21 protein-coding genes and 1 pseudogene are annotated in these 21691 nt (G+C 61.1%); 15 read left to right on the top strand and 7 right to left on the bottom strand.

The window, feature by feature from the left end:
- Positions 1–3 precede the first annotated feature (3 nt).
- From F0A16_RS02375 to F0A16_RS02330, 10 genes are all read left to right on the top strand, one after another.
- On the top strand, positions 4–762 hold the full coding sequence (locus tag F0A16_RS02375; protein WP_149433778.1) for an ATP-binding cassette domain-containing protein: 759 nt from the start codon (positions 4–6) through the stop codon (positions 760–762).
- Between the two features lie 74 nt (positions 763–836).
- Entirely contained in the window at positions 837–1874 is a 1038-nt protein-coding gene (locus F0A16_RS02370; RefSeq protein ID WP_149433777.1) for an ABC transporter substrate-binding protein, read from the top strand.
- A 151-nt stretch (positions 1875–2025) separates the two neighbouring features.
- A complete protein-coding gene (locus F0A16_RS02365; RefSeq protein ID WP_149433776.1) occupies positions 2026–3069 on the top strand; it encodes a zinc-binding alcohol dehydrogenase family protein in 1044 nt (347 codons plus the stop codon).
- Positions 3066–4727: a UxaA family hydrolase gene (locus F0A16_RS02360; RefSeq protein WP_149433775.1), complete on the top strand. Its 1662-nt coding sequence runs from the start codon at positions 3066–3068 to the stop codon at positions 4725–4727. Before F0A16_RS02365 ends, F0A16_RS02360 begins: the two co-directional genes overlap by 4 nt.
- A complete protein-coding gene (locus tag F0A16_RS02355) occupies positions 4724–5857 on the top strand; it encodes a mannitol dehydrogenase family protein (RefSeq protein WP_149433774.1) in 1134 nt (377 codons plus the stop codon). The genes F0A16_RS02360 and F0A16_RS02355 overlap by 4 nt, the downstream gene beginning before the upstream one ends.
- Positions 5858–5900: 43 nt before the next feature.
- A complete protein-coding gene (locus F0A16_RS02350; protein WP_149433773.1) occupies positions 5901–6896 on the top strand; it encodes a C4-dicarboxylate TRAP transporter substrate-binding protein in 996 nt (331 codons plus the stop codon).
- Between the two features lie 183 nt (positions 6897–7079).
- On the top strand, positions 7080–7613 hold the full coding sequence (locus tag F0A16_RS02345) for a TRAP transporter small permease (protein ID WP_149433772.1): 534 nt from the start codon (positions 7080–7082) through the stop codon (positions 7611–7613).
- Positions 7614–7618: 5 nt separating this feature from the next.
- Positions 7619–8902: a TRAP transporter large permease gene (locus F0A16_RS02340; protein ID WP_149433771.1), complete on the top strand. Its 1284-nt coding sequence runs from the start codon at positions 7619–7621 to the stop codon at positions 8900–8902.
- Positions 8903–9057: 155 nt separating this feature from the next.
- The gene (locus F0A16_RS02335) at positions 9058–9831 is read left to right on the top strand and encodes a FadR/GntR family transcriptional regulator (protein ID WP_149433770.1); all 774 of its coding nucleotides are present in this window, start codon (positions 9058–9060) and stop codon (positions 9829–9831) included.
- A gap of 92 nt (positions 9832–9923) precedes the next feature.
- The gene (locus tag F0A16_RS02330; protein ID WP_149433769.1) at positions 9924–10712 is read left to right on the top strand and encodes an SDR family oxidoreductase; all 789 of its coding nucleotides are present in this window, start codon (positions 9924–9926) and stop codon (positions 10710–10712) included.
- Between the two features lie 124 nt (positions 10713–10836).
- Here the strand turns inward: F0A16_RS02330 and F0A16_RS22090 are convergent, their stop codons facing one another.
- The 4 genes and pseudogenes from F0A16_RS22090 to F0A16_RS02315 all read right to left on the bottom strand — a co-directional run bounded on the left by F0A16_RS22090 (position 10837) and on the right by F0A16_RS02315 (position 12819).
- Positions 10837–11154 carry an Lrp/AsnC family transcriptional regulator gene (locus F0A16_RS22090; RefSeq protein ID WP_338100587.1) on the bottom strand — a complete coding sequence of 106 codons (318 nt, stop codon included), beginning with the start codon at positions 11152–11154 and terminating at the stop codon, positions 10837–10839.
- An 18-nt stretch (positions 11155–11172) separates the two neighbouring features.
- Positions 11173–11250, bottom strand: a pseudogene (locus F0A16_RS22085) (AsnC family transcriptional regulator); the annotation flags it as partial.
- Between the two features lie 111 nt (positions 11251–11361).
- A complete protein-coding gene (locus F0A16_RS02320) occupies positions 11362–11892 on the bottom strand; it encodes a nuclear transport factor 2 family protein (RefSeq protein ID WP_149433767.1) in 531 nt (176 codons plus the stop codon).
- A 342-nt stretch (positions 11893–12234) separates the two neighbouring features.
- Positions 12235–12819: a TetR/AcrR family transcriptional regulator gene (locus F0A16_RS02315; RefSeq protein WP_149433766.1), complete on the bottom strand. Its 585-nt coding sequence runs from the start codon at positions 12817–12819 to the stop codon at positions 12235–12237.
- A 234-nt stretch (positions 12820–13053) separates the two neighbouring features.
- Here F0A16_RS02315 and F0A16_RS02310 point away from each other — a divergent pair, with 234 nt between their 5' ends.
- A complete protein-coding gene (locus F0A16_RS02310; RefSeq protein WP_149433765.1) occupies positions 13054–13860 on the top strand; it encodes an alpha/beta fold hydrolase in 807 nt (268 codons plus the stop codon).
- 433 nt (positions 13861–14293) lie between these two features.
- Here F0A16_RS02310 and F0A16_RS02305 read toward each other — a convergent pair whose 3' ends face one another.
- Complete coding sequence (locus F0A16_RS02305) at positions 14294–15322, bottom strand: AraC family transcriptional regulator (RefSeq protein WP_223119687.1); 1029 nt, start codon at positions 15320–15322, stop codon at positions 14294–14296.
- A 40-nt stretch (positions 15323–15362) separates the two neighbouring features.
- Here F0A16_RS02305 and F0A16_RS02300 point away from each other — a divergent pair, with 40 nt between their 5' ends.
- The 3 genes from F0A16_RS02300 to F0A16_RS02290 all read left to right on the top strand — a co-directional run bounded on the left by F0A16_RS02300 (position 15363) and on the right by F0A16_RS02290 (position 18505).
- Positions 15363–16574 carry an MFS transporter gene (locus F0A16_RS02300; RefSeq protein WP_149433764.1) on the top strand — a complete coding sequence of 404 codons (1212 nt, stop codon included), beginning with the start codon at positions 15363–15365 and terminating at the stop codon, positions 16572–16574.
- Between the two features lie 106 nt (positions 16575–16680).
- Positions 16681–17418, top strand: a complete 738-nt coding sequence (locus tag F0A16_RS02295; RefSeq protein WP_149433763.1) for an alpha/beta fold hydrolase — start codon at positions 16681–16683, stop codon at positions 17416–17418.
- An 82-nt stretch (positions 17419–17500) separates the two neighbouring features.
- On the top strand, positions 17501–18505 hold the full coding sequence (locus F0A16_RS02290) for a zinc-dependent alcohol dehydrogenase family protein (RefSeq protein WP_149433762.1): 1005 nt from the start codon (positions 17501–17503) through the stop codon (positions 18503–18505).
- 351 nt (positions 18506–18856) lie between these two features.
- Here the strand turns inward: F0A16_RS02290 and F0A16_RS02285 are convergent, their stop codons facing one another.
- Entirely contained in the window at positions 18857–19798 is a 942-nt protein-coding gene (locus tag F0A16_RS02285) for a DMT family transporter (protein WP_149433761.1), read from the bottom strand.
- A 97-nt stretch (positions 19799–19895) separates the two neighbouring features.
- On the opposite strand from F0A16_RS02285, the gene F0A16_RS02280 reads away from it, so the two are divergent.
- Positions 19896–20786 (top strand): LysR family transcriptional regulator, encoded by an 891-nt coding sequence (locus F0A16_RS02280; RefSeq protein WP_149433760.1) that lies wholly within the window; start codon positions 19896–19898, stop codon positions 20784–20786.
- A gap of 125 nt (positions 20787–20911) precedes the next feature.
- Here the strand turns inward: F0A16_RS02280 and tenA are convergent, their stop codons facing one another.
- Positions 20912–21586 carry a thiaminase II gene (gene tenA / locus F0A16_RS02275; protein WP_149433759.1) on the bottom strand — a complete coding sequence of 225 codons (675 nt, stop codon included), beginning with the start codon at positions 21584–21586 and terminating at the stop codon, positions 20912–20914.
- Positions 21587–21691 lie beyond the last annotated feature (105 nt).

The raw sequence follows: 21691 nt of genomic DNA, 5'->3' as shown, positions 1-21691 counted from the left end.
ACCATGTCGCTACTCGAAGTCAGGGATCTCAAGAAACGCTTCGGTGCCGTGGAAGTCCTCTGCGGGGTCGACCTCACCCTCGAGGCCGGCGAGGTGCTCGCCGTGGTGGGTGACAACGGCGCCGGCAAGTCGACGCTGATCAAGCACATCTCCGGCGTCTACCGCCGCGACAGCGGCGACATCGCCCTCGGTGGCAAGGCGGTGGCATTCGACTCCCCCAAGGAGGCGCGCCGCGCCGGCATCGAGACCGTCTATCAGGATCTGGCGCTGGCCGACGAACTCTCGGTGGGCGCCAATATCTTCCTGGGGCGCGAGCCGGTCCGCCGCTGGCTCGGCCTGCTGCCGGTGATCGATCGCGGGCGCATCCTGCAGGAGACGCAGCGGCTGATCGACAGCATCGAAAGCCACATCCCCGATGGGGCCAGCACGGTCGCGGGGTTGTCCGGCGGGCAACGCCAGGCCGTCGCCATCGCGCGCGCACTCTACTGGGATGCCAAGGTGGTGATCCTCGACGAGCCCACCGCCGCGCTGGCGGTGATGGAGCGGGAGAACGTCATCAAGCTATCGCGAATGCTCGCCGCCAAGGGCGTCGGCGTGATCTACATCGGTCACAACCTGGTGGAGATCCTGGAAGTCGCCGACCGCATCGCGGTGATGTATCGCGGCCGCATCGTCCACGTCGCGCGATCCGAGGAGACCACCCAGGAGGAGCTGATCAAGTACATGACCGGCTACAGCGAACGCCGGGAGAGCGCCGCCTGAACGCGGCACTCCATTTCGAAAGGCAGCAACGACCGCAGGACCCGAAAACCAACCACAATAGGCGGAGAACGCTCATGCCAAGCCACACGCCACGCTCACGTCGACTCGCCCCGCTCGCCCTCGGCGTTGCGCTCGCCGGGCTCTCGACCAGCCCGCTCGCCAGCGCCCAGGACGCCGACATCACCATTCCGGTGGTGATCAAGGCGACCACCGCCTCCTACTGGCAGGCGGTGTTCGACGGTGCCCACCAGGCAGCCGACCGTCTCGGCATCCAGATCGAGGAGCTGGGGCCGGCCAACGAGACCGAGGTCGCCCGCCAGATCTCGATCATGGAGAACCTGATCAGCCGCAAGCCCACGGCGATCGTCCTCGCCCCGGTTTCCACCGATGCCATGGCCGGTCCGGTGGAGAGCGCGACCGCCGCCGGCATTCCGGTGGTGATCATCGACTCCGGCGTCGACACCGATCGCTACGCCTCGTTGATCGCCACCGACAACTTCGCCGCGGGCCAGCGCGCCGGACATGCGCTGGCCGAGTGTATCGAGCGGACCAACGGCGAGGCTTCCGGTCAGGTGGCGTACCTGCGCACCAACCCCAACGGCGAGTCGCTGGTCTCCCGTGACAACGGCTTCCTGGATGCGATCGGCGAGTACCCGGACATCGAGGTGGTCGACAATCGCGTCGCCAACAACGACACCACCAAGGCGATGAACGATACCCTCGACCTGCTCAATCGCTACCCCGAGCTCAAGGGCATCTTCGCCGACAACCAACTGATGGGAGACGGTGCCGGTACCGCCTTTGCCGAACAGAGCGCGGACGACGTCTGCCTGGTGGCCTTCGACTCCAGCGAGCTCGAGGTGGATTTTCTGCGCCAGGGCGTGATCGATTCCCTGGTCGTCCAGGATCCCTACATGATGGGGTACTCCGGGGTGTGGTTCGCCTACGCCGCGTCCCAGGGCGTCGCGCTACCCAAGAGCGTCGACACCGGCGTCCACGTCGCGACCACCGAGAGCGTCGACGAACCCGACTTCACCGGCCTGCTCGACCCCAAGCAGCGCAAGTTGACGCCCTATCTGGCACCGACCGCGACTGCGGCAGGCGACGAGTAACCCGAGCCGGGGCCGAGCCCGCCGAGTCGGGCCGGCCCCTTCGATCGATCTTACGCCCGGCGATTTGGGTATCCCGCCGGGCCGACCGTCCACGCAATGGTCCGACCTTTGTTCCTTTGACATACGAGGTCGGCGTTTCAGGAGTCCACACATGCAAGTCGTCGTCTGTTCGAAGCCCGGCGAGATGGCCGTCATCGACCGGCCGGTGCCCGATTGCGGGCCCGGCGAGGCGCTGGTGGCGATTCGCCGTATCGGCATCTGCGGCACCGATATTCACGCCTTCGGCGGCAATCAGCCCTACTTCGCCTACCCCCGCGTGCTGGGTCACGAACTCAGCGGCGAGGTGGTGCTGACCGGCGACGATGTCTCCCCCGAACTCATTGGCCAGCCAGTCTACGTGATCCCCTACCTCCACTGCGGCGAATGCCGCGCCTGTCGCCAGGGCAGTACCAACTGCTGCCAGCGTCTCGAGGTGGTCGGCGTGCATCGCGACGGCGGCATGGCGGAGTGGCTCAACGTCCCGGCGTCGCATCTGGTGCCGGTGCCCGGGCTGTCGGCGGAAGCCTTGGCGCTGGTCGAGTGTCAGGCGATCGGCGCCCACGCCGTCCGCCGCGGCCAGGTCGAAAGAGACGAACTGGTGGTGGTGGTGGGTGCCGGCCCGATCGGCATTGGCGTACTGCAGGTGGCCAAGAGTCGCGGCGCGCGGGTGGCGATGGTCGACACCAATCGCGATCGCCTGGCGCTCTGTCGCGACGCGCTCGGCGCCGACGCCGTCTGGCACGCCGTCGAGGACGACGTGACCGCCGGGATCGAGGCGCTCAACGACGGCGCCCTGGCCGACGTGGTGTTCGATGCCACCGGCAATCCCGAGGCGATGATCCGCGGCTTCGACTTCGCCGGCCACGGCGGTCGCTATGTGCTGGTGAGCGTGGTCAAGGCCGACATCAGTTTCAGCGATCCGGACTTCCACAGGAAGGAACTGACCCTGCTGGGCAGCCGCAACGCCACGCGGGAGGACTTCGAGACCGTCACCCGGCTGATGGCCAGTGGCGACCTCCTCACCGAGCCGCTGATCACCCACCGGGGTCGGCTCGAGGAGTTGCCGACGCTGATGCCCCAGTGGTGCGCACCCGCCAGTGGCGTGATCAAGGCGATGGTGACGCTGGATGCCGCAACCGCGGAGGTCGAATCATGAGCGATACCCGCCTCGACACCATCGGTACCGACAGCCCGACCCGGATCACCCTGCGCATCCACCCGCGCGACAACGTGGCGGTGGCGCTGACCGACCTGCCCGCCGGCCGCCGGGTCGTGATCGACGACCGCGATATCGCCCTTGCCGACAATGTCCGCCACAAGCACAAGTTCACGCTCCAGGCGCTGTCGCCGGGGGATATCGTCACCATGTACGGCGTCACCGTGGGCAAGGCGACGCAAGCCATCCCCGCGGGCGGCGTCATCAGCGTGGACAACGTCGCCCACGCCACGGAGAGCGATGACGTCCAGCCCGGCAGCAGGAGCTGGACGCCGCCGGAGGTGACGCGCTTCCAGGGCGCGACCTTCGACGGCTTCCATCGCCCCGACGGCAGTGTCGGCACCGCCAACCTCTGGCTGGTGATCCCGCTGGTGTTCTGCGAGAACCGCAATATCGAGGTGCTGCGCCAGTGCGTCGCCGATGCGCTGGGCGACGACCCTTATCGCGACTACAAGCGCATGGCGCGGCAGATGCTGGACGGGATGCTCGATGCCTCGTTCGGCAACCCTTTCGAGTCGCAAGCGCCAACACGCTTCCCCAATGTCGACGGCGTGCGCTTTCTGACCCATACCCTGGGCTGCGGCGGCACCGACGACGATGCCGAAGCGCTGTGCCAGCTGCTGGCCGGCTACATCTGCCACCCCAACGTGGCCGGCGCGACGGTGCTGAGCCTCGGCTGCCAGAAGGCGCAGATCCAGATGCTCAAGGCGGCGGTGGCCCAGCGCGACCCGCAGCAACTGCGAACGGTGGACTACTTCGACCAGCAGTCTTCACCCAGCGAGGAGGCCCTGATCCGCAATGCGCTGCAGTCGATCTTCGACGGCCTGGCGGCCGCCGACCGTATCCCGCGTCAGCCGGCGCCGCTCTCCAAGCTCACGCTCGGCGTCGAGTGTGGCGGCTCCGACGGTTTCTCCGGGATCTCCGCCAATCCGCTGGTGGGCGGCGTGGTCGATCGCCTGGTCGCCCTCGGCGGCAGCGGCATTCTCGCCGAGTTCCCGGAGCTGTGCGGGGTCGAGCACGAGCTGGTCGCCCGCTGCACCGACGCGGGCGTCGCCGGACGCTTCCGCGATCTGATGCAGGCCTATCAGCGCCACGCCGCCGCGGTGGGGGCCGATTTCTCCATGAACCCTTCGCCGGGCAATATCCGCGACGGCCTGATCACCGACGCGATGAAATCCGCCGGCGCGGCCAAGAAAGGCGGCGATGGCCCGGTGGTCGACGTGCTCGACTACACCGAACCCCACCGCCGCGCCGGGCTCAGCCTGCTCTGCACCCCGGGCAACGATGTGGAATCGACCACCGCCCTGGCCGGATCCGGCGCCAACCTGATCCTGTTCACCACCGGGCTCGGCACGCCCACCGGCAACCCGGTGACACCGGTGCTCAAGATCGCCAGCAACAGCGAACTGGCCACGCGCATGCGCGACATCATCGATTTCGACGCCGGCCCCATCGTGCGCGGCGAACGCAGCATCGACGAACTGGCGGAAGAGCTGCTGACGCTGTGCATCGAGGTCGCCTCGGGGCGTCACCACTCGCACGCCCAGCGCCTCTCCCAGCACGACTTCATTCCCTGGAAGCGCGGGGTCTCGCTATGACGCTCTCCAGGCACACCAACGACTACCGCGACGCCGGGATCGTTCAGTTCGGCACCGGGCGTTTTCTGCTCGCCCATGTCGACGCGCTGGTCTCCGAATCGCTGGAGAGCGGAGAGAGCGACCAGCGCATTCTGGTGGTGCAGAGTTCGACCCGCGAGGAAGGCAAGCGCAAGGCGCGCCTGCTGGCCGAGCGGCGCCGCTACCCCGTGCGGATTCGCGGCCGACGCGACGGCGAGGCCATCGACCGCGAGCAGACCGTCGACAGCGTCGCCGGCTGCCTGATCGCCGCCGAGCAGTGGGACGCGCTCGAGCGCCACGTAATCGAGCACGCCCGCATCATCGTCTCCAATACCGCCGACAACGGCTACGAGATCGGCGACGACTCGAGTCTCGCCACCGTGCCGGCGAGCTTTCCCGGCAAGCTGACCCACTTGCTGCGGGCGCGCTTCGAGGCCGGCAACGACGGCCTGACGATCCTGCCCTGCGAGCTGATCGAGCACAGCGCCAGCCGGTTGCAATCGCTGGTGACGGCGATGGCCCGCCGCGACGGCGCAGGAACCCCGGACAGCGAGGCCTTTCTGGACTGGCTCGATAACCGCTGCGTATGGGCCGATACGCTGGTGGATCGTATCGTCTCGGAACCGCTCGAGCCGCTCGGCGCGATCGCCGAGCCCTACGCGCTCTGGGCCATCCAGCGCAGACCCGGCATGGCGATTCCCTGCACCCACTCGGATGTCGAGATCGTCGATGACCTGGGCCCGCAGGCGATGTGCAAATTGCACATTCTCAATCTCGCCCACACCTATCTGGTCGATCGATGGCAGCGCGAGGGCCGGCCGGTCGAATTCGTGCGCGAGGCGATGGAGCACTCCGCGCTGGTCGACCCGCTGCATGCCGTGCTCGAAGACGAGGTCCTGCCGACGCTGGCCACCGAGCTGCCGATGACCCGATTGCAGCGCTATCTGGCCGTGACGCTGGAGCGCTTCGCCAACCCCTTTCTCGATCATAGCCTCGCCGATATCGCCCAGAATCACGCCGCCAAGCGACAGCGACGGCTGCAACCGGTGGTGGATAAAGCACGCCTCCAGGGGCGCGCCACACCCAGGCTCGACGACGCGTTGAGCCAATGATCCCAGCAAGAAGCCCACAAGACGACAACACTGGAGCACGCCCATGACGACCCATCGATTTTTCCGATTCACGGCTTCGCTCGCCCTGGCGAGCGTGAGCACCCTTGCCCTCGTCAGCACAGCGCAAGCCGCCACCGAGATTCGCGTCGCCTACGGCAATCAGCCCGGCGAGCCGGTCGATGTCGCCGTCAAGGCGTGGGCGAAAAGCGTCGAGGAAGCCAGCGACGGCGAGTTGACGCTGAAGGCGTTTCCCGCCAGCCAGCTCGGCGGCGAGACCGAAGTGATGGAGCAGGCCCGGTTCGGCTCGCCGCTGATCACCATTACCGCCTACTCCAACTTCATCAGTTCGGTGCCGGATCTCGCCGTACTGGACGCGCCCTATCTGGCCGACGATTTCGACAGCAAGCTCAAGGTCTTCGATTCCGACTGGTTCGCCGGACAGGAGCAGAAAGTCGAGGAAGCGGGCTATCACATCGTGATTCCCAACACCGTCTACGGCGTGCGCCAGCTGCTCTCCCGCGAGCCGGTGGCCACGCCGGAAGACCTGGCCGGGGTCAAGATCCGGGTGCAGAACTCGCCGATGTACGTGGCCGCGATCAAGGCAATGGGCGCGGTGCCGACACCGATGTCCCTGGGCGACGTCTACCCCTCCCTGGCCCAGGGCCTGGTCGACGGTGTCGAGAACCCGCTGCCGGTGCTCTACGGCGGCAAATTCCATGAAGTGGTGAAGAACCTCAATCTCACCGCCCACATGCACACGGTCGCGCCCTTCGTCACCGGCGAGGCGTTCTGGCAGCAGTTGAGCCCGGAAGATCAGAAGATTCTCACCGAGACCGGCCAGGAGATGGCCCAGAACCTGCGAACCCTGGTCGAGAAAGAGACCGACAAGTCGCTCGAACAGCTAAAGGATGCCGGTGTCCAGGTTCACGAGGTGGATACCGCGCCGTTCCGCGAGCGCGCCCAGGAAGAGATTCCCAAGGCGTTTCCGCAGTGGAGCGAGGGGCTTTATCAAGAGGTCAGCGACATCATCAACGGCTAGTCTCGATGCCTGCGCGAGCGAATCGCGGCGTTGCGCGGGGCTCGAAGCCCTCGCCTAACACCCCGTTATGTCTCGTCTTCTGCGCCCCGCGCGCCTTGCGCTTCATCTCGCTCGGCTATCGATCCTCCTTTGTTTAACGCTGCGACGTGAGCTGTTGCTCACGCCGTTAGGAGTTGAATATTCATGCAAACGCTTTTCAGGGCGGTCGACCGTTTGATGCGGCTCGACGAGGTGATCGCCAGCCTGGCACTGTTCGGGCTGTTCCTGGTCGCCATCGCCAATGTCTTCATGCGCTATCTGTTCTCGTCCCCGCTGGCCTGGAGCGAGGAGATCCTGCAGCTGCTGATGGTATGGGCGACGTTTCTCGGCGCCAGCGCGCTGGTGCGGCGCAACGAGCACGTCCTGATCGGCCTGCTGGGCGACAAGTTGCCGCCCCGCCTGAGCCGCTGGAATACCCGCATCTTCAATATCGGCATCGTCATGCTCTGTGCCCTGGCGATGCTGTTCTGGGGCCTGGAACTGCTGCCGTTCTCGCGCTTCCGCAGCACGCCGATGCTGCAGATCCCCTACTACTGGATCCACGTCGCCATCCCCATCAGCGCCGCCATGATGCTCTACCACGGGCTGGTGCGCCTGATCACCGATGACCGGGGTGTGGCTTCACCGGACGCGACCGCCGACCTCTTGACCGCCGATGTGTTGAACACCAAGGAGTAATATCGATGGCCGTTGGCATTGCGCTCGTCGCGCTCTTCATCCTGTTCTGCCTGGGTACGCCGGTTGCCTTCGCGCTGTTCGCGTCGAGCCTGGCCTACTTCCTGATCGGCGCCGACCAGCCCATGGTGATGCTGATCCAGCGCCTCGCCGGCGGGCTGGAGTCGATCTCGCTGCTGGCCATTCCGTTTTTCATCATGGCCGGGGTGTTCATGAATCACTCCGGCATCACCGAGCGTCTGCTCAAGCTGGCCGAGCTGATGACCCGCCGCCTGCACGGCGGACTGGCCCAGGCCAACGTGCTGCTGAGCACCTTCATGGGCGGGCTGTCCGGCTCCAACATTGCCGATGCGGCGATGAACGCCAAGCTGCTGGTGCCGAGCATGACCAAGGCCGGCTACCCCAAGGCGTTCTCCAGCGCGATCACCGCCTCGTCGTCGCTGATCACCTCGACCATACCGCCGGGCATCGCGCTGATCGTCTACGGCTACGTCAACAACGTCTCCATCGGCCGGCTGTTCCTGGCCGGCGTCGTGCCAGGGGTGCTGATGGCGGTCGCCATGATGGTGCTGGTCTCGATCCAGTGCCGACGTCTCGGCTACCAGAAGCCGCGCCGCGAGCGCGTATCGCGTCACGAGTGGATCAGCGTCACCCGCGCCGGGATCATCGCCCTGCTGCTGCCGGTGGTGGTGATCGGCGGGATTCGCGTCGGTATCTTCACCCCCACCGAGGCGGGGGCGATGGCAGTGCTCTACGCGCTGATCGTCGGCCTGTTCGTCTATCGCCAGATGGGGCTGGGCAGCATCGCCGTGGCAACGCGGGAATCGCTGATGGCCTCGGTCAACGTGCTGTTCATCATCGCCGTCGCCTCGGGCTTCGCCCGCGTGCTCACCTGGGAGCAGATTCCCCAGCAGATCGCCCTGATGCTCTCCTCGGGCGTCGGCAGCGCGGTGGCGTTTCTGCTGATCGCCAACCTGCTGCTGCTGGTCCTCGGCATGTTCCTGGAGGGCAACGCGATTCTGATCGTGCTGTCGCCGCTGCTGGCCCCGGTCGCCGCCCAGTTCGGCATCGACCCGGTGCACTTCGGCATCGTCTTCATCCTCAACGCCTCGATCGGCACGATAACGCCACCGCTGGGGACGGTGATGTTCACCACCTGCAGTATCACCGGCGTCTCGATCGGGGCGTTCATTCGCGCCATCGTGCCCTACTGGCTGCTGCTGGTCGCCTTGCTGCTGGTGGTCACCTTCGTGCCAGCGGTGTCATTGACGCTGCCCAACTGGGTGTTTTGAGCACCGCTGAAAGCCATGAGTGAAAGCTTGCGGATACGACCATGGGTGTATGTCGACCTTTCCAGGTCGCGCGTTCGGCGACCCGACGGGTAAGATGAAGTTGAGAAAGCCAATGTTGACCATACGGCTTAGCCAACTTCGACTGCCGAGACCCGATGTTCGTGAAGGACGCGCCGCCAACTCGTTCCCCCCAACGCCCCAGCGTCGCCGAAGCGCTGGTCAAGGAGATCTTCGCCGGACACTACCAGCCCGGCGAATTCGTACCCAAGGAGATCGATCTCTGCGAGCAGTTCGCGCTCAATCGCTCGGCGGTGCGCAGCGATCTGCGCCAGCTGGTCGACGCTGGCATCATCGAGCGCATTTCCGGCTACGGCTCGCGAGTCCGGGCGTACTCCGAGTGGAATATTCTCGATCCGCAGGTCACCGACTGGATGGTCCGTTTCGCCACCCCCAACCCGGGTATCCAGCGCGAGATCCTGGCCTTCAGGTTCGACGTCGAACCCTATGTCGCGATGACCGCGGCCAAGCGCGCCACCGCGCGAGACCTCGTGGCGATCGAGGAAGCCTTCGAGGGCATGGGCCAGGACTTCCACAACCCAGAGTCGGCCAACCGCGGGAGGCTTCACAGCGACCACGACGTCGCCTTCCATGTGGCCATCTTCAAGGCGACTCACAACATCGTCTGGACGCAGCTCTCGCACATTCTGAAGCCCTCGATTCATCTGCTGGTGGAAACATCCAACATCAGCGCCAGCGATCCGGAGCAGAGCCTGGAGCGTCACCGACAGTTGATGGAGTGCATTCGAACCCGGCGCCCACGCGACGCCTTCTTCGCCTCGGTGGCCGTCCTGCAAGGAACGGCCGACGCGCTGGACATGGAGATGCCGGAAACCTTGCTGGGCGAAGTGCCTGCCTCGATCGGGGGCTGATCGACGGACACGCCGTTTCACTGCAGGTCACCGCGGGTGGCGATAGCCGACGCCGGCGATGCCTGTCTCGATCTCATGAAAGGAGAGACATCATGGATTTCGGTATTCACGGCCGCTGGGCCATCGTCTGTGCAGCCAGCCAGGGGCTCGGCAAAGGCTGCGCCATCGCCCTGGCCAAGGAAGGCGTCAATCTGGTCATCAACTCTCGCCGGCAGGAAACGCTCGACGCAGTTGCGCAGGAACTGCGTGCACTCAATCCGGCGATCGAAGTACGTACGGTGGCCGGTGATATCAGCGACCAGGCCGTCAGAGATGCGGTGCTAAGCGCGCCGCCCCAGGTCGATATCCTGGTCAACAACAACGGCGGCCCACCGCCCGGCGACTTCCGCGACTGGAACCGGGACGACTGGATCGCGGCGCTGGACGCCAACATGCTGGCCCCCATCACGTTGATTCAAGCCTGTGTCGATGGCATGGCCGAGCGAGGCTTCGGTAGAATCGTCAATATCACCTCGTCGGCAGTGAAAGCGCCGATCGACGTGCTCGGACTCTCCAACGGTGCCCGCAGCGGCCTGACCGGGTTCGTCGCGGGCACCGCACGCCAGTCCGGCCTCGCCAGCCGCAACGTCACCATCAACAACCTGCTGCCGGGCGCTTTCGACACACAACGACTGAGGGGGAGTATCGACAAGGCCGCCAGCAAGAGCGGCCGCACGCATGACGAGGTCGCCCAGGCGCGTCTGGCCGCCATACCCGCCGGCCGCTTCGGCAACTCCGAGGAGTTCGGCGAAGTCTGCGCCTTTCTCTGCAGCCGCCAGGCCGCCTACATGACCGGCCAGAACGTACTGCTCGATGGCGGTACCTACCCCGGCACCTTCTGAAGCGCCAAGACTGTGAACCTCCGGGGCCGAAGAGGCCGAGCTCGAGGGCCCGGCGTCTTCCAGACTTGCTAATGACAAGCGGTTTCAATCGGGCGCATCCAGGTCGGCTCCCATCTCCCTGCCATCATTTCTCTTCCGACTGCGGCTCGGGAATTTCCGGCATCGGCCCTCGCTCCAGATAGGTTCCCAGCACTACGTAACTGTGGGTCGTGCGCACGCCTTTTATTGCTTGAATACGCGACAGCAATGCCTCGAGGCTGGAAGGGCGCAAGCAGCGCACCTTGAGAATCAAGCAGGTTTCCCCGGTCGCCGTGTGGATTTCTTCCACGTCAGCCATCTCGCGCAGCGCGAGCACCGGTTCGGTCATCCCCCATCCTTCGGTGGTGATATGCACGAACGCCAGTAGCGGGCAGCCGATCTTCGTGCCATCGAGCTTTGCCACCGTCCCTTGAATGACGCCGTCACGGCGCAAGCGCCTGACACGCTCATGCACGGCCGGCGGCGAAAGGTGTACCCGTTCGGACAATTCTGCGTAGGATCGGTCGGCTCGCTCAAGCCTAAGAACAAGTAGGTCAACTGGCTTAGCCTACGTCTCTCGCCCAATTCCACGGGCGAGAGACGTCATGGTGCCTCGTTCAGCACGCGAGTCTTAATGCTTGAGCGAATCCTTGATGTCGTTATGAAATTGCCAATTTCCCTCAGTCCAGCTCATGCCCTGAATCGAGCGGCAAATTTTCCAGCCATCCTCCGTTTTCGTGAACCCCAGGTCGTACGTACCGACCAGCGTCTGAAACGGGCTGCCATTCGCCCCTCTGTAGAAGTGATGTGCATGGACCAGTACGTGACAGAACGCTGCATCACCATTAATCACGATGCTTTGTGGTATCAGGATATGCTCATCGCCATCCAGCTGGCTATGGAACTTATCAGCAAGTTCACACCACCGGTCGGCCGAGATATGCATACGCCCCATACCGATTGTCGGGCTATGATCGACTTCAATCTCGTCGGTATAGCATGTCCTGAGCGTTTTGAAATCACGCATGTCAACGCATTGCCCATAGCGCTGCAGCACATCTGTAATCTGAGCATGATCAAGGAGGTAGGTCACTTTCTCTTCCATGTTCGCGCTCTCGAGATATGCCATTTGCTCCGCAGTTGTAGTGAATGCCGTCATCATATGTCCTCATGCGAGAAATTCTTGCTGGAAAATGAGTAAGCCCCACACAAAGCGGAGCAATCCTCCTCTTCAAAAATACGGAGTAGCCCTCCGCTTTTCAAGCGCGGCATGAACGAGCACCACAATGGTGAGTCCCCATAGTCAAACAAAGGACTATGATCACAGCTATTCAGGGGGCTGGCACAACTGAGAACCCACTTGATCACGCAGATTCACTCATCGCCGGGCGTCCAACCACATCACTGGTGAGCCGGCGACCCGACAACCATATTGATCAAGCGGGTGTACCTTGTTTCCGCTTGCCATACGGGGTCATAACAGCAGGACCATCATCCTTGCACTTCAACGCTCGATCTGCATCCCTCTGATCAGAAGGTCAACCATCCGAATGGCTGATGGCTTCCAATTCTGGCCGGGCCTGATGTTTGCGACACCGGCAATGGCACGCAGCAGGTCAAGGGGCTCGATATCGATCCGAAACGTACCGGTCTTGATCGCACCGTCGACCAGCGCCTCAATGGATGAGGCAAGGTGGGAAGGAGTTCCGCTATAGAGCGGCTCGGGACCACCTATCAGAGTATTCAGTGCATCCGCCATATCCCGTTTGGTATCGATAAAATCCACGAACAGCAGTAACCATTCACGCAGCGCTTCGACTGGCTCCTGCTGCGCCATTAGCCGATCCGCTGCGTCGACCAACGTATCGGTCTCCTGCCGGTAAACGGCCTCGAGCAGCACATCTCGTTTGGGAAAGTGTCGATATAGCGTACCTATGCCGACGCCTGCCTCACTGGCGACTTGCTCCAGACTGGCAGCAGCGCCTCGTGCCGCGAAAACCTGCTTGGCTGCCGCAATCAAGCGCGCACGGTTACGTTCCTTGTCGGCACGAGGCCGGGCCCTTGGTTGGGAAGACACTTTTTTCTGCATGTTGACTGGTGCTCTTGATATACGGAGGAAGCCTCCGTATATTGATGCGGAGGCTTCCTCCACAATAACATGTCGAGGCTTCTGGAGCATGGCGCCACGACGTGGCGATACCGGAAATTCGTCATTTGGTTAAGCGGATCTCACATCGATGCGGACGTACCCAAACACAACGCATCTGACATAGCCCCACTACCGAAAAAACATCCTCGTAAAAATGGACATCAGGAGTAATAAATGCCATTCGTTGAAACTGACGAGTCGAAAGTTTTTTTCCGAGTCGATGGATCGGGACCAGGCTTGTTGCTGCTACACGGCACAGGTGGCAACTCCGAAACGAATTGGGGACCATTGGTTGGTCATTTGACTGAGGAACGTACGGTCATTCGCCCAGATTACTCGGGCTCGGGTAAGACGGTCGATGATGGAGCATCGCTCACAGTCAGTATGCTTGCGTCACAAGCCATTGCAGCCGCCGACAAAGCCGGTGTCTCACAATTCGACCTTGTTGGCTTCTCATTGGGCGCTGCGGTCGCAACCTATATCGCTGCAGAGTATCCCGATCGCGTGCGCTCAGTCATCCTGCTCGCAGGGTTTGCAACAAACAAGGATACGCGCCAAATACTGAGCTTCGAGCTATGGAGGGATCTCATCCACACAGATCGCGAAGCGATGGCACGTTTTATGTTAGTTACAGGCCTCAGCCCGGACTTTCTCGCCACGATGGACTACCACACGATGAGTAAAGCTACCCACGAGATAGTCGAGACAAACAATTGGGAAGGAATGGCACGACAGGTTGAACTCAATCTGACACTAGATGTAAGCGAGCATGCGCAACGCATCACTCAACCTGCCTTGGTCATTGGGTGTACCTACGATTGGATGGTTCCCTCCCCTTACTCACGACAGCTCGCCGACATCGTCCCAAGCGCCCGCTATCAGGAAATCGCGACCGGTCATCTCGCAACAATAGAGAAGCCCGATGAGGTGGCACGATTGGTGCTCGACTTTATAAGCACCAGTATTTCTTCATCGGATTGACCTTGACCTACCACTGAACTTTCATCGCACTGGCCATTTTAGCCCAGTTAGCTTTTGCTCTGTCCCTCTCACAATTGACCGCCGGATCCTGGAGTTTTTCGACTTAGTCACGATAACAGGCTAGCTACGTTATCGGGAAAATGCATGATGATCGAAACATTGTAACCGATCACACTATGGGGGCGGTCCTCATTGTAGTATCACGCCGTCAGTTTACGCGCCACTTGTTCGGCCGGATATCGAGGTGTCCGGGATCGCTACGAGGCACTCACGCGGGACGCCATCGACGACGTTGAGCACTCGGAGTAGATCAGCTCGAGTCATCGTCACAGCGTAACGCCCAAGCGTTACGTGCCAATCACATGAGTCGACAACGTCTTCCGAGGTATCTGTTAACAATGCTGTAACTTCCATAAACTGCGTTAGGATCTCTCTATCGCCTGTTAGCCCCCCCCTGATCCCGGTTTACTCTGCCCTGCCGACGACGTCGACTCTGGCTGGGGGCGAACCCCATCACGCGCTTGAACGCCCGGCTGAATGCCGGCTCGGAGTGATAACCGAGCCGTTCGTAGACAACAGTCACCCTTTCGCCATCGTCAGCCAGCCATTTGTGCGCGAGATGCATTCGAATCCGCGCGACATACTGCGCCGGTGTTTCGCCGACGACGGTCTTGAACCGATGCGCGAAAAGCGATCGGGAAGCGCCCATGACTTGCGCCAACCTGAGTATCGACCAGTCCTGTCCCGGGTCGCTATGAATCGCTGCCAGGACGCGGCCGATATTCGGATCACGGGACGCGGCCGCCCAGCCTTCAACGTCGCCGTAACCGAGCTCGACCCACGATCGGATGATTTGGGCTGCAAGCACGTCGGCCAGTCTCGAGACGATGGCGCCCGATCCCAGGCGATTGCCCTGCAACTCGCAGCCCATTGCGTCAATCAAGGCTGGAATAGCCGGCTGATCGCGCATGAGCGAACCGGCGTGCAGTATGGACGGCATCATATCGATGAGTGGATGCAAGCGATCCAAGTTAAAGCGCATCGTGCCGTAGAACATCAGGCAAGTGTCGTTCGTATGCTCGTTCTGAAACTCGATCGGGTCATCAAAATCGGCTTCGCAACGAAAAGCCGGAGTTCCCGGTCCGACCCCTTGACGTGTGCGCGCCAGAACGTGGGCATCGCCGCGCGGTAGCAAAATGGCATCGCCTGCTTCGAGCCACCGATAGCCGTGGGCCTTGTGAAACAGCCAACATCCCTGACCGGCGATGAAGTGAAAAGACGCGTTACTTTCTTCCGGAAATGAATAAGCCCATGAGCCTTCGAGGCGTCGACGGCCGTGTTTGATCCCAGTCAGCCACAGGCTGCGCAATACGGGGTCGACGAGATCCGTTGCCGGACGGCCGCTAAAGTTGGACGAATGGTTATGTTTATCGGACATATGAGCATCGATATTCCAAAACATAGAGCATAGCATCCTCTCCAAAGAGTAGAAGGAGAGAACGATGCCAATCGCCTCAGAACAAGAGCAATCGCCGACCGAACGCGCCCGCCGAAATGACACGACCGTTTCGGCAACGCGTCACTGGGCTGCCGTATGGTCCTTGTCCGTCGGGGTTTTCGGATTGGTCACCAGCGAATTTCTGCCGGCGAGTTTGCTGACGCCGATAGCCGACGATCTGGGCGTGTCGGTAGGGGCGGTCGGTCAAGCGGTCACGGCGACTGCCGCGATCGCGGCGGTGGCGGCCGTCGCCGTCATTTTTTCGCGCGTCGATCGCCGGTTCCTCATATGTATCTTATCGTGTTTGCTCATCGTCTCGAATATCGGGTCGGCCTTGGCCGGTTCGTTATGGCTATTCATCACCGCCCGTGCCGTTCTCGGCATTGCGCTGGGTGGCACATGGGCGCTTGCGGCCGCGCTCGCACTGCGCCTCGTGCCGAAGGAAAATGTCGCGAAAGCCATAGCCATCATCTTCGCCGGTATGACCGCAGCGTCTGTGTGTGCCCCAGCCATCGGCAGTTATCTCGGCTATCTCATCGGATGGCGCGGCGCATTCTGGGCGGTCGCGGGCATCGGCTCCGTTGCGCTCGTCGCGCAATTAGTGGCTCTGCCGAGCCTGCGTGCCGAATCCACGACCACGTGGCGGATGCTGGTCGATCTGCTGCGGTATCGCCGCATCTACGCTGGACTGATTACCGTCGTGTTCGTGTTGTCGGCCTATATTGCAGGCTTTACCTACATAAGACCGTTTCTTGAGCGGGTCACCCACATCGGTGATCAGTGGCTCGCGGTCACACTACTCCTTCTCGGGCTGGGCGGGTTTGCCGGCAACTTCGCCGGTGGCTGGGGGGCGGGTCGCAGCTCGCGCCATGCCTCGATCCTGGCGGCCTACACGGTCGGCCTAACTGCATCCGTGCTTTTTGGGGGTGCGGCATCTTTTCCGATCGCACTCACCGGCATCGCGCTATGGGGATTCGCGTTCGGGGCGTTCCCGGTAAGCATCCAAACGTGGACGACCGAGTCCGCACTCAATCACGCAGAGAACGCCGGTGCGTTACTGGTCGCGACGTTTCAGGTTGCCGTGATGGCAGGGGCGTCCGTCGGCGGCCTCGTCGAAAACACGTTCGGCGCGGCCGGTCCCATCGGCTATTGCGCCATCGCCGCACTCTGCGGTGGCCTAGCCATGGCTGGCTTAACAAGACGCGACGACACCTAAATGCCGCGCGTCGAAAGACCGGTGGCGGCACGCATCGGGACTCGTGCACAACGCAGCAAGGCAACAACCGGACCATTAAGAGAGTCCACGAACTAGGAGAAACCTCATGACAGCCGTATTCGTTCACGGCGTTGCCGATACGTTTCGGATTTGGAAGGGCGTTCAACGCCATTTGAAGCGTTCGGATTCTATCGCCCTCGCCCTTCCCGGCTTCGATAGCCCGGTGCCCCCGTCGTTTCAGGCGACGAAAGAGGAATACGTCGATTGGCTGATCGATCGGCTTGAAAGGATCGGCGAGCCGGTTGATCTCGTCGGCCACGATTGGGGCTGTATCCTCACGTTGCGCGTAGCCTCACTGCGGCCCGATCTGGTGCGGACCTGGGCCGGCGGGAGCGGGCCAGTCAGTGCCGCTTATGAATGGCACGAATTTGCGCACATATGGCAGACGCCTGGAGTCGGCGAACGCTGGATGCGATCGCTGGATATCGAGTCGTTCAGCCGCCAGCTCGAAGCATTCGGCGTGCCGATCGATGAAGCCCGAGCCACGGTCGCGCGCATCGACGACACCATGAAACATTGCATCCTCCAGCTCTACCGGTCCGCGGTTAATGTGGGCGCGGAATGGGAGCCGAGGCTGACCGAAATGAGCGCACCATCGCTCATCTTTTGGGGCCAGCACGATTCGACCACGCCGGTCGAGTATGCAGATCGTCTGCAAAAAGCGATTGACGCACCTGACATCTTGAAGCTCGAGTGCGGCCATTTCACGCCCATTCAATGTCCTCAAGCGATCGCGGCGGCTTTGGAAGATCACTGGGCGCACGGAAATAAAAAGATGGCTTGATTCAATGTCTTCTTATTGTTGAGAACAGATTGAGCTATTCCCCAAACCAGACATTAAATTGTAAATTGCGAGGTAGACTGCGATGTCAGTAACCGTGAGGATCGTTCGTTTCCACGAAACCGGCCCCTCCGACGTGCTCAAGGTGGAGACTGTGCCATTGCCAGAACCGGCCGCCGGGGAAGTGCGCATCCGTGTCAAAGCGATCGGACTAAACCGCGCTGAGGTGATGTGGCGCGAGGGCAGCTATCTGATACAGCCCGACCTGCCCGCGCAGATCGGATTCGAGGCCGCTGGCGATGTCGAAGCGATCGGCCCTGACGTCGAGTCCAACTGGCTGGGCAAACGGGTCAGCAACATGCCCAGTTTCTCGCCCAATATGTATGGCGCCTACGGTGATGTGGCGATCTTGCCGGTCCACGCGCTGTCGGAGATTCCAGACACTTTGAGCTACGAACAGGGCACGGCGATTTGGGCCCCATACCTGACTGCCTATGGTTCGCTGGTACGAATCGGCCATCTGGATAAGAACGATACCGTACTGATCACCGCTGCCAGCAGCAGCACTGGACTTGCAGCGATCCAGATCGTCAATACTATCGGTGCACAAGCGATTGCTACGACGCGCAAAGCCGATAAAAAGGGGACGTTGCTCGCCGCCGGCGCCGACCACGTCATCGTCACCTCGGAAGAAGACCTGGTGGAGCGTATTGTCGAGCTCACCGAAGGCAAAGGCGCGCGCCTAATCTACGATCCAGTAGCAGGCCCCGGGCTCGAGTCGCTCGCTAGAGCTGCGGCAATTGGCGGGACGATCTTCGAATACGGCCTACTTTCGCCAGCTCCCACGCCCTACCCGCTGCGCACCGCGCTTCTGCGCCAGCTCACGATCCGGGCTTACGACGCCGCTCCGGAGATGTTTCAGACGCCTACGGCCCGTAAAGAAGGTAAGGCTTGGCTTCTCAAGCAGATATCAGAGGGAAGGATTTCACCAATTATTGACAAAAGTAAATTCAAACTTTGCGACATTGCGAGCGCACACGACTATATGGAATCAAATACGCAGTTTGGAAAAATCGTTTTAACTCCGTAAATTTGTGCGTCAATTCTGCACGAAATTGAGCTAGAAAACTTCTGAATTCCTTTCTAACAACTTCAGCAACTGGCCTAGAGAATTCACTCCATTTCGATCAAGACAAACGCGCAGGAGGCCGATAGTCATCACCTGCGGGGCCGCATCCGTGATGATGGGCCCTGTCTACTCCATCGGCGGCTTTTCGGCCGTGACAGCGCTAGCCGCCGTTTTCGTGGTGCTCGGCGCGCTGACTAGTTGAAGCTGAGAATGAATACGTAGCAAATATCATCAAGCGTCAATGGCCTCCAAGGCAGCAGGGGCTCGTGGCTTACATCTTCATCTATCGTACGGACCGCTTATTGCTTGAATTCAGGTCCCATGGCGATGTGGTTCCTTTGCTTCGACCGCGATCACACCTGCACGCAGCACGATCATCCCGGCGGAAGCTATCAACACGATGCCCGCCACCGTCCAAAGATCGGGGACTTCACCAAAGAAAATGAATCCCCAGAACGCCGCGAATATTAAGAACGCATAATCGAACGTCGCGATCACATGCGTCCGAGGCGACTGATAGGCCCTGGCCAAGCCAATACTGATGACGAGCATGAGAGCGGCCAGTATACCGATTACCACCCAGTCACCACTGTGCATTTGACTCCAGTAACCCAAGAGGAAGGGATAAGAATGACTCTCCCCCGTCTGTAGCAAGACAATGAAAAGGCTAGCGCTCACCCCAAAAACCAGTAGTGTTAAATTCAACCAGAAGGCTAGAACGGGGGCTTCGACATCATCGCATTTTGCTCGGGTCAGGACCGCAGCAATCGCATAAAGAAACGCCGCGCCGACGGGAATTAACGCATAGGGCGTAAAACCCGAGACGCCAGGCTTTACGACCAACAGGACACCCAGAAACCCCATCAGAATCGCTATCCAATGCCGTAGGTTGATAGTCTCGCGAAGGAAGGTCGCCGACAACAGGGTGATAAAGAGCGGCGCGGTATACAAAGAAGCCGCCACGACAGATAGGTCCAGCTTCGGCAGAGCGCCGTAGATGCCCAGATACATCAAGGCGAGCGACAGGCTGCGCAACATGACCCAGCCAAGCCTTGGAACTCGAACGCGCATACCAACCAACAGCGCGAGCAACGGTACAACCAGCAATGATCGCAAGACGTATATCTGCCACAGCGACATGTCGGCACTGGCATATTTTACGAAGGCATCAGCCAGGGCCATGGCGAAGACAGTGGCAAGAATAGTACCGACGCCCGCCATGGTCGAAGTATCACGACTTGTTACGCTAAACATGCTAGGACTCCTATCTTCAGGGAGCCCTAGTGTTCCAAGCGAGTATAATTTCGTATAGTGAGCATAATACACCCACAAAGTTTCATAAAATCGAACAATGGACCGCAACGACCTCCACGCGTTACAAACGTTCGTCACCATCGCTGATCAAGGGTCGCTACGCGCGGCGGCACGCGTCCTTGGTGTCAATCCACCCGCAGTGTCGCACCAGTTGAAGGCTTTCGAGACACGCCTCGGCGTGCCGCTATTCGCTCGCAGCACGCGCTCGGTCGCACTTACCCAAGCGGGGCGAGCTCTGTACGAAGGCAGCAGCCATCTGTTGGGCGCCCTCGGAGAGACACTGGAAAATACTCGCAATGCAGCAAAGGCACGCTCCGGGCGCTTGAGGATCACCTTGCCCTTTCGCGCTTGGCAACTGATCATGGCCCCCAAAATCGCCGCTTTTCATTCAGCCTATCCAGGTATTGAGCTCGATCTGACGATAGAGGAAGGGCTGACTGACGTCATCGCCAATGGCTTTCATGCGGGCATCCGCCTGGGTGACCATTTGCAGGACAATATGGTCGCCATTCGCTTATCGGCGGCTGAAGAAACAGCCTACGTCGCAGCTCCAGAGTATCTTCATCGACATGGGACCCCACACACACCGGAAGACCTTCTGCACCACCCCTGCATTCGCTATCGGCAACCCAGTTCCGGGAAGGTCGCCGATTGGCAGTTCTTCGACGCCCTGAGAGAGTTCACGATGACGCCGCGCGGCACGCTGATTTTCAATGACTTCCGGAGCGTAGTGGATGCGGCGGCCCAAGGCTTGGGCATCGGTTGGTCATTGAAGCGAGGCGTCCAAGACGAATTGCAACGCGGTACATTGATCCAAGTATTGGCCGAATATACTCCGACCCGGCCGGGATTCTTTCTTTATTTTCCCAAACAGATACAAGATTTCGGCTTGCTACGCGCCTTCATAGAGCACTTTCGTGCCGATTGAGAGCATCTGACTCCCGAGGAAACGCTGAATAGATCCGCGAGCGGAATGAAACGCAGGCTTGGCGATATCTCAGCGCAGGGCAAGTAGCGTATCGACCGGCAGATGCATGACGCAGCCTTGCCTGATCACTGACTACGAGATCGCCAGTCGAGCCCCATTTGCCAAAAGTCGATCTCAAGAAGGGTTGCGTCTCGAAAAATACCCACGAGTTCTTCAAAGCGCTGCTCGGTCACACCGGCCAGTCGTTCGTCTAGCCATTCGATTTCACTGTGCATGGCGCTTTGGAATGCATCGCTTTCGTATATCGCGATCCAGGCATCGTAAGGGTTATCGGCGCGTACCGTCGTGGACTCGCTGTTGAGCATATTGGCGATTTCGCCGTAGCCCACCAGGCACGGGGCAAGCGCCACGTGCATATCGAGTAAATCACCCCGATTGCCGGCATCGAGCACATAGCGCGTGTAGGCCATGGTGGCCCGGTCTTCTGGTAATCGAGCCAAGTCATGGTCACTGATGCCCCATTGCCGGCAGTAGTCGACATGCAGCGTCAGCTCGGTATCGACGATGGCCTTGAGACCGTCAAAGGCTTGGCGCAGATCCGCCATGTTGCGGCTTTTATAGATCGCCAGCGCATACGCCCGCGCGAAATGCTGAAGAAACAGATAGTCCTGCTGGAGATAATAGCGAAAAGCGCCCGGCTCGAGCGTACCGGTGCCTAGACGGCGCACGAAATCGTGCTGGATATACGCCTGCCAGTCGGCCGCGCACGCGTTTTTGAGATCGTCGAAACTGTAGGCCATGATCGTCTCCGGTCGTTGGCAAGTAGGATCAGGAGGCAGGCCACAAGGGACAGGCAGATGTGTTGTCACAGGCCCGCTTGATTCCCTACGCCAGTACCCGCCTGC

This window comes from Salinicola corii, assembly GCF_008298015.1.
In the GTDB taxonomy this organism is placed as follows: Bacteria; Pseudomonadota; Gammaproteobacteria; order Pseudomonadales; family Halomonadaceae; genus Salinicola; species Salinicola corii.
Note: the sequence above shows the minus strand (reverse complement) of the source record. Positions and strands in the feature narration are given on the sequence as shown.

Bases quoted from the DNA above. Each gene is read 5' to 3' on its own strand.
- F0A16_RS02290 (WP_149433762.1), top strand. From the start codon at position 17,501: ATGTCAGTAACCGTGAGGATCGTTCGTTTCCACGAAACCGGCCCCTCC.
- F0A16_RS02285 (WP_149433761.1), bottom strand. From the start codon at position 19,798: ATGTTTAGCGTAACAAGTCGTGATACTTCGACCATGGCGGGCGTCGGT.
- F0A16_RS02375 (WP_149433778.1), top strand. From the start codon at position 4: ATGTCGCTACTCGAAGTCAGGGATCTCAAGAAACGCTTCGGTGCCGTG.
- F0A16_RS02365 (WP_149433776.1), top strand. From the start codon at position 2,026: ATGCAAGTCGTCGTCTGTTCGAAGCCCGGCGAGATGGCCGTCATCGAC.
- F0A16_RS02355 (WP_149433774.1), top strand. From the start codon at position 4,724: ATGACGCTCTCCAGGCACACCAACGACTACCGCGACGCCGGGATCGTT.
- F0A16_RS02315 (WP_149433766.1), bottom strand. From the start codon at position 12,819: ATGCAGAAAAAAGTGTCTTCCCAACCAAGGGCCCGGCCTCGTGCCGAC.
- F0A16_RS02300 (WP_149433764.1), top strand. From the start codon at position 15,363: ATGCCAATCGCCTCAGAACAAGAGCAATCGCCGACCGAACGCGCCCGC.
- F0A16_RS02330 (WP_149433769.1), top strand. From the start codon at position 9,924: ATGGATTTCGGTATTCACGGCCGCTGGGCCATCGTCTGTGCAGCCAGC.
- F0A16_RS02370 (WP_149433777.1), top strand. From the start codon at position 837: ATGCCAAGCCACACGCCACGCTCACGTCGACTCGCCCCGCTCGCCCTC.
- F0A16_RS02295 (WP_149433763.1), top strand. From the start codon at position 16,681: ATGACAGCCGTATTCGTTCACGGCGTTGCCGATACGTTTCGGATTTGG.
- tenA (WP_149433759.1), bottom strand. From the start codon at position 21,586: ATGGCCTACAGTTTCGACGATCTCAAAAACGCGTGCGCGGCCGACTGG.
- F0A16_RS02350 (WP_149433773.1), top strand. From the start codon at position 5,901: ATGACGACCCATCGATTTTTCCGATTCACGGCTTCGCTCGCCCTGGCG.
- F0A16_RS02280 (WP_149433760.1), top strand. From the start codon at position 19,896: ATGGACCGCAACGACCTCCACGCGTTACAAACGTTCGTCACCATCGCT.
- F0A16_RS02360 (WP_149433775.1), top strand. From the start codon at position 3,066: ATGAGCGATACCCGCCTCGACACCATCGGTACCGACAGCCCGACCCGG.
- F0A16_RS02335 (WP_149433770.1), top strand. From the start codon at position 9,058: ATGTTCGTGAAGGACGCGCCGCCAACTCGTTCCCCCCAACGCCCCAGC.
- F0A16_RS02340 (WP_149433771.1), top strand. From the start codon at position 7,619: ATGGCCGTTGGCATTGCGCTCGTCGCGCTCTTCATCCTGTTCTGCCTG.
- F0A16_RS02320 (WP_149433767.1), bottom strand. From the start codon at position 11,892: ATGATGACGGCATTCACTACAACTGCGGAGCAAATGGCATATCTCGAG.
- F0A16_RS02305 (WP_223119687.1), bottom strand. From the start codon at position 15,322: ATGTTTTGGAATATCGATGCTCATATGTCCGATAAACATAACCATTCG.
- F0A16_RS02345 (WP_149433772.1), top strand. From the start codon at position 7,080: ATGCAAACGCTTTTCAGGGCGGTCGACCGTTTGATGCGGCTCGACGAG.
- F0A16_RS02310 (WP_149433765.1), top strand. From the start codon at position 13,054: ATGCCATTCGTTGAAACTGACGAGTCGAAAGTTTTTTTCCGAGTCGAT.